This window comes from Micromonospora sp. bgisy143 (assembly GCF_057708145.1).
Genome location: NZ_JBYIRN010000056.1, coordinates 1 through 11,145, shown reverse-complemented (window position 1 = coordinate 11,145; position 11,145 = coordinate 1). Strand labels below are relative to the sequence as shown.

At 75.7% G+C, this 11,145-nt stretch carries 8 protein-coding genes; 5 read left to right on the top strand and 3 right to left on the bottom strand.

Features of this window, described 5'->3' with window-relative positions; all coding sequences use genetic code 11:
- Positions 1 to 186: 186 nt before the first annotated feature.
- On the bottom strand, positions 187 to 1,122 hold the full coding sequence (locus tag AC3EN4_RS31650) for a S66 peptidase family protein (RefSeq protein ID WP_435210195.1): 936 nt from the start codon (positions 1,120 to 1,122) through the stop codon (positions 187 to 189).
- A 103-nt stretch (positions 1,123 to 1,225) separates the two neighbouring features.
- Between AC3EN4_RS31650 and AC3EN4_RS31645 the strand changes: the two genes are divergently transcribed.
- Genes AC3EN4_RS31645 through mptB (AC3EN4_RS31625) form a run of 5 tightly spaced genes read left to right on the top strand, consistent with a single transcriptional unit; the run spans position 1,226 to position 9,632 of the window.
- On the top strand, positions 1,226 to 1,993 hold the full coding sequence (locus AC3EN4_RS31645; protein WP_435210194.1) for a type 1 glutamine amidotransferase: 768 nt from the start codon (positions 1,226 to 1,228) through the stop codon (positions 1,991 to 1,993).
- A complete protein-coding gene (locus tag AC3EN4_RS31640; protein WP_435210192.1) occupies positions 1,993 to 5,079 on the top strand; it encodes a bifunctional [glutamine synthetase] adenylyltransferase/[glutamine synthetase]-adenylyl-L-tyrosine phosphorylase in 3,087 nt (1,028 codons plus the stop codon). Before AC3EN4_RS31645 ends, AC3EN4_RS31640 begins: the two co-directional genes overlap by 1 nt.
- Positions 5,072 to 6,688: a hypothetical protein gene (locus tag AC3EN4_RS31635; RefSeq protein WP_435210190.1), complete on the top strand. Its 1,617-nt coding sequence runs from the start codon at positions 5,072 to 5,074 to the stop codon at positions 6,686 to 6,688. Before AC3EN4_RS31640 ends, AC3EN4_RS31635 begins: the two co-directional genes overlap by 8 nt.
- Before the next feature lie 47 nt (positions 6,689 to 6,735).
- Entirely contained in the window at positions 6,736 to 8,136 is a 1,401-nt protein-coding gene (mptB, locus tag AC3EN4_RS31630) for a polyprenol phosphomannose-dependent alpha 1,6 mannosyltransferase MptB (protein ID WP_435210188.1), read from the top strand.
- A gap of 14 nt (positions 8,137 to 8,150) precedes the next feature.
- On the top strand, positions 8,151 to 9,632 hold the full coding sequence (gene mptB / locus AC3EN4_RS31625; RefSeq protein WP_435210186.1) for a polyprenol phosphomannose-dependent alpha 1,6 mannosyltransferase MptB: 1,482 nt from the start codon (positions 8,151 to 8,153) through the stop codon (positions 9,630 to 9,632).
- 166 nt (positions 9,633 to 9,798) lie between these two features.
- On the opposite strand, the gene AC3EN4_RS31620 is transcribed toward mptB (AC3EN4_RS31625), so the two are convergent.
- Both AC3EN4_RS31620 and AC3EN4_RS31615 read right to left on the bottom strand, forming a co-directional pair.
- On the bottom strand, positions 9,799 to 10,764 hold the full coding sequence (locus AC3EN4_RS31620; RefSeq protein ID WP_435210185.1) for a hypothetical protein: 966 nt from the start codon (positions 10,762 to 10,764) through the stop codon (positions 9,799 to 9,801).
- Positions 10,761 to 11,126, bottom strand: a complete 366-nt coding sequence (locus tag AC3EN4_RS31615) for a PadR family transcriptional regulator (protein ID WP_435210197.1) — start codon at positions 11,124 to 11,126, stop codon at positions 10,761 to 10,763. Before AC3EN4_RS31615 ends, AC3EN4_RS31620 begins: the two co-directional genes overlap by 4 nt.
- Between the last annotated feature and the right edge of the window lie 19 nt (positions 11,127 to 11,145).

Genomic DNA, 11,145 nt, shown 5'->3' with positions numbered 1-11,145 from the left:
CGCTGACCCGCGCTGACCCGCGCTGACCCGCGCTGACCCGCGCTGACCCGCGCTGACCCGCGCCGATCATGAAGTTATTGCCGCGACACGCCGAAGCGACCGACAACAACTTCATGATCGCCGGGGCCGGGGCCGGGGCCGGGGCCGGGGCGGGCGGGGGTGGGGGAGAGGGAGAGGGAGAGGGGGTTATTGGACTGCGGGGGTGACGGTCAGGGTGTTGGTTTCAGTGTCGAGCAGTGCTTCGGTGCCTACCGGGACGGTCAGTTGGTCCTGGCCGTGGCCGATGGGGAGGCCGCCGAGGACCGGTACGCCCAGGTCGCCGAGGCGTTCGGTGAGCACGTCGACGATCGTGGTGTCCCAGCCGTCGCCGCAGTCGGTGAACTGCCCGACGGCCACCCCGGCCAGCCCGTCCAGCGCGCCGGCCCGCCGGAGGTGGGTGAGCATCCGGTCGACCTTGTACGGGGGTTCCTGCACGTCCTCGATCAACAGCACCGCGCCGGTCAGGTCGGGCAGGTCGGGTGTGCCGATCGACGCGGCGATGAGGCACAGGTTGCCGCCGAGCAGGGTGCCGGTGGCGCGGCCCGGGACGCGTACGTCGAAGGTCTCCTCGGTGGGTACGGCCTCGACGGTCACCGGTTCGGTGGTCATCAGCGCCGCGTGCAGGGACTCGGCGGAGCGCAGCGGGGTCCGCTCGTCCCGCCAGGCCGCCCCGGGGCCGTGCACTCCGGCCAGTCGGGCGCCCCGCCAGAGGGCGAGCTGCAACGCGGTGATGTCCGAGAAGCCGGCCACCACCTTCGGGTCGCGGCGCACGGCCGCCATGTCGATGGCGTCGACGATCCGCTGGGCGCCGTACCCGCCCCGGGTGCAGATCACCCCCCGGATCGTGGGGTCGGCGAACGCCGCGTTCAGGTCGGCGGCGCGCAGGTCGTCGGTGCCGGCGAGGTAGCCGTGCCGGGCGTACGCGTTCGGGGCCGGTATCGGGCGCAGACCCCAGCCGGTGAGCAACTCCACGCCCCGGGCCACCCGTTCCGGGGAGGTCGGTCCGGACGGCGAGACGAGCAGCACCGTGTCACCCGGGCGCAGGACGGGCGGGCGGACGGCGGCGGTCTCCTCGTTGATCACAACAGCAGAGCCTAACCACCGCCCCGGCACGAAGACGCCCAGCCGGTGGCACGGACCCGCGCCGGGGCGTGGCGCAGCGCGGCGCACCCGCTAGCCTCGACGGGTGGCAACCGCGCTGGTGATCGAGAACGACCCGACGGACGACGCGCGCCGGTTGGGTGAGTGGCTGACCGAGGCAGGGCTGGAGTTGTGGGTGGTCCGCCCGCACGCCGGTGACGAACTCCCCGCCGACCTCGAGGGGTACGCGGCGCTTGTGGTGCTGGGCGGCGACCAGCAGGCGTACCCGCTGCCGGACGGCTCGCCCGGCGCGCCCTGGTTCCCGGCCGTGGAGGGCCTGCTGCGCAAGGCGGTCCGGTACCGGGTGCCCACCCTGGCCGTCTGCCTGGGCGCGCAGTTGCTCGCCACGGCGCACGCCGGGCTGGTCGAGCGGAGCCCGTCCGGGCCGGAGATTGGTCCCGCTGTGGTGGGCCGGCGCGACGCCGCCGAGCAGGACCCGCTGTTCCGGTACGTGCCGCTGATCCCGGACGTGCTCCAGTGGCACTCCGACGAGATCACCGAACTGCCCCGGGGCGCCACCCTGCTGGCGGCCTCCACCCGGTATCCACATCAGGCGTTCCGGCTCGGCGACCGGGCCTGGGGGTTGCAGTTCCACATCGAGTGCGACACCGCCATGATCGCCGACTGGGCCACCGACTCGACCCTGCTGGCCGAGTTGGGCTACGACCCGGAGCTGGTGGTGGCGGCCTGCGACTCGGTGATGGTGGACGTCGAGGAGGTCTGGCAGCCGTTCGCCGCCCGGTTCGCCGCGCTGGCCCTCGGCGAGTTGGACGACAGCACGATCCGGCCCGCCCTGCCGCTGCTCGGACACTGATGAGCCGGCCGACGAGGGCGCCGGGCCGGCTCGCCCGCTACGGCTTCGGCACCGCCGAGGGTGACGGTGGGGCCCGCGCCGCCGACCTGCTCGGCCCGGACGGGCTGGGCCTCTGGCAGCCGCAGGAGCAGGAGCCGGTCGACGACGCGGCCGGGGAACTGCTCGCCGCGCTGTCCCGGGCCGCCGACCCCGACCTGGCGCTGCGCCAACTGCACCGCATCGTCGAGGCCGAGCGCCGCACCAACGGCACCAGCGGTGCCGGCACGCCGCGCGGCACCAGCGCCGCCGGCACCAGCAGCGCCGCCGGCACCAGCAGCGCCGCCGGCTCGCCGCTGCTCGCGGAGCTGCACGCCGACCCCGGGCTGCGGCGTCGGCTGATCGCCGTAGTGGGCGCGTCGTCGGCGCTCGGCGACCATCTGGTGGCGAATCCCGAGCACTGCCGGACGCTGCGTACCGCGCCGGACGGGCTCGCGCCGATCGCCGACGGTCGACTGGAACCGGACGGCGACGGCAACCCGGTGGCGGTGCTGCGGACCGCGTACCGGCTGTCCCTGCTGCGGATCGCGGCGGCCGACCTCACCGGCGGGCGTGCCCTGGAGCAGACCATGGCGGCGCTGTCCGCGCTGGCGGACGCGACACTGGCCGCCGCGTACGAGATCGCCGTGGGTGAGCTGGCGGCGGGCACCGAGCGGCCCCGGCTGGCCGTGGTGGCGATGGGCAAGTGCGGCGGCGGCGAGCTGAACTACGTCTCCGACGTGGACGTGATCTTCGTGGCCGCCGAGGACGCCGACCTGCCGGCCGCGACCCAGGTGGCGACCCGGCTGATCTCCGTCTGCGGGATGGTCGCCTGGCCGGTGGACGCCGCCCTGCGGCCCGAGGGCAGCCGCGGCCCGCTGGTGCGTACCCTCGCCAGCCACCTCGCCTACTACCGCCGGTGGGCGCGCACCTGGGAGTTCCAGGCGCTGCTCAAGGCCCGCCCGGCCGCCGGGGACCTGCCGCTGGCTCAGGAGTGGATCGACCAGCTCGCGCCGCTGGTGTGGCGGGCCGCCGAACGACCCGAGGCGGTCGAGGACGTCCGCGCGATGCGCCGCCGGATCATCGACAACATCCCACCCAAGGAGCTGGAACGCGAGATCAAGCGGGGTCCGGGTGGGCTGCGTGACATCGAGTTCGCCGTCCAGCTCCTGCAACTCGTGCACGGCCGCGGCGACGAGACGCTGCGGGCGCCGGGCACCATTCCCGCGCTGCGCGCGCTCGTCGCCGGCGGCTACGTCGGCCGCGCCGACGGCGAGTCGCTGCTGCGCGGCTACCGCTTCCTGCGCGCCGTCGAGCACCGGCTCCAACTCCAGGCCCTGCGCCGCACGCACACCGTGCCCACCGAGCCGGGCGCGCTGCGCTGGCTGGCCGCCGCGCTGGGTTTCGTGGCCACGCCGGGCCGCAGCGCCGTCGAGAGCTTCCGGGCCGACTGGGTCACCCATGCCACCGAGGTACGACGGCTGCACGCCAAACTGCTCTACCGGCCGCTGCTGGAGTCGGTGGCCCGGGTACCGGCCGACGGGCTCCGACTCACCCCGGAGGCGGCCCGGCACCGGCTGGAGATCCTCGGTTTCGCCGACCCCGCCGGGGCGTTGCGGCACCTCCAGGCGCTCACCGGCGGGGTGAGTCGTACGGCGGCCATCCAACGGACCCTGCTGCCGGTGCTGCTGAGCGAGTTCGCCGACGCGCCGGAGCCGGACCGGGGGCTGCTCAACTACCGCAAGGTCTCCGACAAACTGGGCAGCACTCCCTGGTACCTGCGGCTGCTGCGCGACGGCGGTCCGGTCGCCCGCCGGCTGGCCCGGGTCCTGGCCCTGTCCCGGTACGTCGCCGACCTGCTCGCCCGCGACCCGGAGGCGCTGCGGCTGCTGGCCGAGGAGAACGAGCTGGCGCCGCGACCACGCCCGGTGCTGCGCGAGGGCTTCCTCGCGGCGGCGGCCCGGCACACCGACCCGGTCGAGGCGACCCGCGCGGTGCGGGCGCTGCGCCGCCGGGAGCTGGTCCGGGTGGCCTGCGCGGACGTGCTCTGCCGGGCCGGCGCGCTCGCCCCCAGCCCGACCCGGACGGACGACACCGCCCGGCCGTCGCCCGGGCTGGCCGACATCACCGAGGTCGGTACGGCGCTCGCCGACGTCACCGACGCCACCCTCGCCGCCGCGCTGCGGGCCGCGCGGGCCAGCCAACCGGCCCCGGACGGGCTGCGCTTCGCGGTGATCGGGATGGGCCGGCTCGGCGGGTACGAGTCGAACTACCTCTCCGACGCCGACGTGCTCTTCGTCTACGACCCGCCCGCCGGCAGCAGCGAGAGCGCCGCCAGCGCCGCCGCCCACGCCATCGCGGAGGAGCTGCGTCGACTGCTCGGCGTGCCCGCGCCCGACCCGCCGCTCGGTGTCGACGCCGACCTGCGCCCGGAGGGGCGGCAGGGTCCGCTGGTGCGCAGCCTCGCCGCGTACGCCCAGTACTACGCCCGCTGGTCACGGGTGTGGGAGGCGCAGGCGTTGCTGCGCGCCCGGTTCGTCTGCGGGGACGCCGACCTGGGCGCCGAGTTCGAGGCGATGATCGAGCCCGTGCGCTACCCGGCCGACGGGCTGACCCGCGAGCAGGTCGTCGAGATCCGCCGGATCAAGGCCCGGGTGGAGACCGAGCGGCTGCCGCGCGGAGCCGACCCGGCCACCCACACCAAGCTGGGTCGGGGCGGGCTGGCCGACGTGGAGTGGGCGGTCCAGCTCGTTCAGCTCCGGCACGCGGGCGCGGTCCCGGAGCTGCGTGGCACGCGTACCCTCGACGCCCTCGCGGCGGCCGAGCGGGCCGGCCTGGTCGACCCGGCGGACGCCGCCGAGATGGCCGCCGGCTGGTCCCTGGCCGCGCAGGTCCGCAACGCGCTGATGCTGGTCCGGGGTCGGGCCGGCGACCAGTTGCCCCGGCACGGCGTGGAGCTGGCCGGGGTGGTCCGGCTGCTCGGCCGCGACGACCCGGGGGAGTTCCTCGACGAGTACCTGCGCACCGGCCGCCGCTCCCGCGCCGCCGCCGAACGGGTCCTCAATGCCTGACCGGCCGCCACGTCCACTCGGACGGCGTACCGGCTGGCTGGCGGCGACCGGGGTCGCGCTGGTGCTCGCCGTCGCGTTCCTGCTCGCGCCCCGGATGGGCACCGACCTCGCGGCGCAGGTGGCCCGCGCCGAGTTCGCCGACCGGTACGGTGCGACGCCTGTGGACCTCGGCTGGTACGGCGGCGTCAACCAGTACGGCTACAGCCTCTTCACCGCCCGCCTGGGAGCGCTGGTCGGGGTGCGTCCACTGGGGGCCGTCGCCGCGGTGCTCGGCGCGTTCGCGTTGGCGTGGCTGTTCGTCCGCAGCCGGGCCCGCCGCCCACTGTTGGCCGGCGTCCTCGGTGCCGTCGTCCTGGTCGGCAACCTGGCGAGCGGCCGGATCACGTTCGCCGTCGGACTGACGTTCGGGCTGCTGGCGCTCTGTGCCGTCAGCACGGAACGCCCGTCGCGCCCGGTTCGGTTGGCGCTCGCCGCCGGCTGCGCCGCCCTGGCCACGGCGGCCAGCCCGGTCGCCGGCCTGTTCACCGGGCTGGCCGGTGCGGCGTTGCTGCTGGCCGCCGTCCGGCGCGGCGACGGACCGGGCCGGGCGCTGGCCGGTGGCTGGCGTACGGAACGACCGCTGGCGGAGGGGTTCGTGCTGGCCCTGGCCCCGGTGGTCACGCTCGCGCCGATCGCGCTCCTGTTCGGCAACGGCGGCACCCAGCCGTACTCGGCGGAGTCGATGCGGATCAACGTCGCGCTCGCCGTGCTGGTGGCGGTCCTGGTGCCCCGTCGCCGACGGGTGCTGCGGGTCGGGGCGGCGCTCACCGTCGTGCTCCTGATCGGCGCGTACTACGTGCCCAGCCCGATCGGTTCCAACGCGCTGCGGTTGCCGCTGCTCTTCGCGCTCCCCGTGCTGGCCGGGTACGCCCCGCTGCCGGGCCCGTGGCTCGCCGGGCTGCTCGCCGCGACGGTGTGGTGGCAGTCGCCGGTGATGACCAGCGACGTCACCCGGGCCGGCGCGCCGGAGAGCGCCCCGGCGTTCCACCGGCCGCTCGTCGAGGAGCTGCACCGACGGCAGCCCGTCGGTCGGGTCGAGGTGGTGCCGCTGCGCGACCACTGGGAGTCCGCGTACCTGCCGCCGACCGTGCCGTTGGCCCGCGGCTGGGAACGCCAGGTCGACAGCGACCGCAACGCGTTGTTCTACGACGGCACGCTCAGCGCGCAGACCTACCAGCGGTGGCTGCGCGACACGGCGGTGACCTACGTGGCAGTCGCCCCGGACGCGCCCGCCGACCGGTGGGGCCGGGACGAAGCCGCGTTGATCCGCGCCGGCCTGCCGTACCTGCGGGAGGTCTGGCGTGATGCGACCTGGCGGCTGTACGAGGTGGCCGACCCGACGCCGCTGGTCGGCGCGCCGGGCCGGCTCGTCGCCTCCGACCGGGGCTCGGTGCGGCTGACCGCCGCCCCCGGCGACGTCCCGGTACGGGTGCGCTGGTCACGCTGGCTGTCGCTGAGCGGCCCGGACGGGTGCCTGCGACCCGGCGCGGACGGGTGGACCGAGGTGCGGGTCCGCGCGCCCGGCGACTACACGATCTCCAGCGACCTGACCCCGGCCCGGCACTGCTGACGGTGCCTGCCGTCGCCCGCCGGCTGGGGTGCTGGCAGCATGTCGGGGTGCCCTCCCACCTCGCGCGCTGGACCGGCCTGGCCGGCTCGACGCTGCTCGCGCTGTCGGCCTTCCTCGGCGGCGCGTTCCCCAGCGGCCCGCTGCGCAGCACCCCGGTCAGCATCTGGCAGGGCCCGCACGGGCCCCTGGTCCTGGCCGCCTGGCTGGTCGGCACCGGTCTGCTGGCGTACGCCTGGTGGGCTCTGCGCGACGCGGTGCCGTCGACACGGTGGGCGCTCGTCACCGTGGGACTGTGGCTGCTGCCGCTGCTCGTCGCGCCGCCGTTCGGCAGCCGGGACGTGTACGCGTACGCCTGCCAGGGCGCCAGCTTCGCCGGTGGCCTCAGCCCGTACGAGCATGGCGTCTCCGCGTTGCCCTGCCCCTGGCTGGACACGGTCTCCGTCATCTGGCGGGACACCCCGGCGCCGTACGGACCGCTGTTCGTCCTTGTCGCGGGGGCGGTGGTCAAGCTCACCGGGTCGCTGAACGCCAGCATCGTGCTGTTCCGGGCCCTGTCCCTGCTCGGTGTGGCGCTGACCGCGTGGGCGCTGCCGGTGCTGGCCCGCCGGGCCGGGGTGCCGGCCTCCCGGGCGGTCTGGCTGGCGCTCGGCTGCCCGCTCGTCGCCGCGCACCTGATCGGCGGCCCTCACAACGACGTGCTGATGCTCGCCGCGCTGGTCGGAGGGCTGGCCGTGGTGGCCTCGCATCCGGGTCGGCGCGGAATGCTCCTGGTCGGCGGGCTGCTCCTCGGGGTCGCCGTGGCGATCAAGGTCACCGCCGTGGTGGTGGTTCCGTTCGCCGCGTTGGCCGCCACCGCCGGGGCGTTCCGGTTCCGGACGCTGCTCCGCGACGGCGGCTGGGTGGTCGGCGGTGCCGTCGCCACCGTGGTCGGAGTGACCGTCGCCGGCGGGCTGGACTTCGGCTGGATCGGCGGGCTGTCCCAGGGTGGCGCCGCCATCGCCTGGACCTCCCCACCCACCGCCGTCGGGCAGACCATCGGCTACCTCGGAGTGCCGTTCGGCGCGCACATCGACGCGTTGCCGGTGACCCGGGGCATCGCCGTGGTGCTGCTGGCCGTCCTGCTCGTCTGGCTCTGGTGGCGCGCCCGCACCCGGGACCCCCTGTTCCACGCCGGCCTCGCGCTCGCCGTCACCGTCGCGCTCGCCCCGGTCGTGCACCCCTGGTACTGGACGTGGCCGCTGTTCGTGCTGGCCGCCACCGCCCGGCGTACCCGATGGTTCCTCGTGGTCGCCCTGGTCGCGTCGTTCCTGATCCTGCCGGACGGCACCGGTCTGCCCCGCTACACCAAGACGGTCGGGGCGCCGCTGATGACGTTGTTGGTGATCGTGGTGGCTGTCCGGTTGGTACGGTCGGCTCGGGCGACCCGTCAGGCGGTCGCCGCCGACTGAGGGAAGGTGCGCCGGTGACCGCTCCCGGCGCGCTGCCGCCGCTCTCCCGCCCTTCGGTGGCCCGGTACGCCGGCCTGCTCGGCGCGGTTCTGCTCGCCGTGGCCGGGTATCTCGGCGGGGCGCTGCCCGACGCCCCGCTGAACGTCACACCCGTGTCGATCTGGCGGGCCCCGGGCGGCCCGGCGACAGTGACCTGCTGGCTGGTCGGCACCGTACTGCTGGTCGGCGCGTGGTGGTCGCTGCGCGACGGCGCCCCGTCGACCCGCTGGGCGTACGTCACCGCCACGCTGTGGGCGCTGCCCCTGCTGCTCGCGCCCCCGGTGGGCAGTCGGGACGTCTACTCGTACGCCTGCCAGGGCTGGACGTACGCGCACGGCCTCGACCCGTACGCGGTGGGGGTCGCGGCGGCGGGCTGCCCGTGGCAGGACACGGTCGCGCCGATCTGGCGGGACACCCCGGCACCGTACGGGCCGGTGTTCGTGCTGCTCGCGGCCCTCGCGGTGAGCCTCGGCGGTGGTCTGGTCGGTGCCCTCGTCGCGCTGCGCCTGATCGCCGTGGCGGGGCTGGTGCTGGCCGCGTTCTGCCTGCCCGGTCTGGCGCGGGCCGCCGGCCTACCCGCCCGACGCGCGGTCTGGCTGGCGCTGGCCGGGCCACTGGTCGGCGTGCACCTGGTGGGTGGGGCGCACAACGACGCGGTGATGCTCGGCCTGCTGCTCTGCGGCCTGCTGGCGGTCCTTGGGCGACCGGATCGGCCACCGGCGTTGCTCGCGGCCGGGGCGCTGCTCGGGTGCGCGGTGACGGTGAAGGCCACCGCCGTCGTGGTGGTGCCGTTCGCCGTGCTGGCGGGCACGTCGGGCCGTACGGTGCTGCGCAACGGTGTGTGGCTGGGCGGGGGCCTCGCCGCCGCGGTGCTGGGCAGCTCGGCGCTGACCGGGCTCGGCTTCGGCTGGGTGGGTGGGCTGACCCGCAGCGGCGACTCCGAACAGTGGACCTCCCCGCCCACCGCCGTCGGGTTCGTCATCGACTACGCCGGAGCGCTGGCCGGCCGCGATCCGCAGGCGGTGCCGGTGACCCGCGCGGTCGCGCTGGCGCTGCTCGCGGCCGTGCTGGTGGCGCTCTGGTGGCGCACCTGGCGCACGCTACGGCGGGACGATGTCGGCACCGACGGCCCGCCGTTCGCCGGCTCGGCGCGGGGCCGCGTGGCGCTCCACGGTGCCGCCCTGGCACTCGTCGCCACCGTCGTCCTGTCCCCGGTCTTCCACCCCTGGTACGCGACCTGGCCACTGGCACTGCTCGCGCTCGCCGCCACCCGAACGACGTGGTTCGTACTGCCGGCGGGGTTGGCAGCCTTCCTGGTCCTGCCGGACGGCACGAACCTGGCCCGCTTCACCAAGGCTCCCGGCGCACTGGCGATGACCGCCCTGCTCCTGGTGCTGCTCGTGCTCGTGCTCGTGCGCGTGCGGAGCAGCCCACCCGCGCGCCGGCCACGTCCCTGACCACCGTCGGACCGCGCCCCAAGATCGCGCTCGAACATGGATGTAGTGGCTTCTGGCGCGTTCGAGACCACTGGAACCATGTTCGAGCACGATCATGGGAGCGTGGCGCGGCGGGGGGCGGGGGTGCGGCAGGGGCGGGGTGCGGCGCGGCGGGGGGTGCGGGTGGTCAGTGGGGAGCGCTGGGCGCGGGGGGTCGGGCCAGCCGGGCGCGGACGGCGAGGGCCAGCGGTAGCAGGGCGGGGCCGACCAGCGCGACCACGGTCGCCGTCGCGGCGAGCGCCGCCCAGTTCGGGATGAACGCGCCCGGCATGCCGTCCGCCGCGCCGGCCAGCGCGTGCAGGGCCAGCAGACCTATCGGGGTGAGCAGGATCAACAGGGCCCAGCCGCCCCGGTGGTCGCCGCGTACCGCCAGCCCGACCGCGAGCAGCACGGTCACCGCGAGCACCGCCACGGCGGTGTCCTGCAACATCAGACTCGCCCGCACCGCGCGATAGGTCCACGCGAAACTCTCCTGCGTCAGGCTCGCGGCCGCCGTCAGGCCAGCGACGGCAGCGACCAGCGGCGCCACCCGCAGCGCCACCGGCCACTCGCGGGACGCGCCGAGCGCCACTATCCCCAGCCCGACCTGGGGGAGCAGCACGAACAACGGCGGGCGGGGCAGGCCGGTGAGCGCGGCGGCGGGGACGAGCGCGACCGTGAGGAGCACCGCGAGCGCGACCGCGCGTCGGTGCCACCGGTCGGGTGTCAGCGCCTGCGCCGCCGCGGCGAGCAGCCAACCGGCCCACGCCACGATGCCGAGCGAGACGAACGGCCCGACCGACGGCTCGCCGAACCCGGGCGGTGCCGGGCGCAGTTCGAGCACCGTCCACATGCCGGCGAGCGCGGTGGCGGTGAGCAGGGCCAGGGCGGCGGCGAGACGTACGCCGGGAAGCAGGTGGATCGCGCCGGCGACGCGTACCCGCTGCCGGAGGCCGCCGCGCAGGAGGTCCACGGCGTCCGCGGGCGCCGGCCAGCGACGGCCCGGCTCGGCCAGGTCCAGGTACGTGCCGACGATCTCGGCGCCCCGGGCCCGCCGGTAGTCGGCGGGGTACGCGGCGAGGAGCCGGAGGTAGCGGCGTTCGAGGTCGGTCATGCGAGCCCTCCGGCCAGACGTGGGGTGGTCGGTCGGGCGGCGCGGGCCCGGGCGGCGAGTCGGGCGGTGGCGGCCTCGACGTTGCGCCGGAGCCGCTCGGTCTCGGCGCTGAGGGTGGCGTCGCCGGCGGGGGAGAGCCGGTAGTAGCGGCGCAGCCGGCCGTCCACCACCTCCTCCCGGTCAACCTCGACGAGACCGGCGTCGACCAGCCGGTCCAGCGCGCCGTAGAGGGTCCCGGGGCGCAACGACACGCGGTTGTCGGAGAGGGCGGCGACCTCGCCGATCAGCCCGTAGCCGTGCATCGGCTCGACGGCGAGCGCGGTCAGGATCAGGAAGGTGGGTTCACGCAGCGGTATGTCCACCGCGACAATATATCGGACG

What these genes read in the sequence shown, in the direction of transcription:
- AC3EN4_RS31635 (WP_435210190.1), top strand. Translation starts at nt 5,072, where the DNA reads ATGCCTGACCGGCCGCCACGTCCACTCGGACGGCGTACCGGCTGGCTG.
- AC3EN4_RS31620 (WP_435210185.1), bottom strand. Translation starts at nt 10,764, where the DNA reads ATGACCGACCTCGAACGCCGCTACCTCCGGCTCCTCGCCGCGTACCCC.
- AC3EN4_RS31640 (WP_435210192.1), top strand. Translation starts at nt 1,993, where the DNA reads ATGAGCCGGCCGACGAGGGCGCCGGGCCGGCTCGCCCGCTACGGCTTC.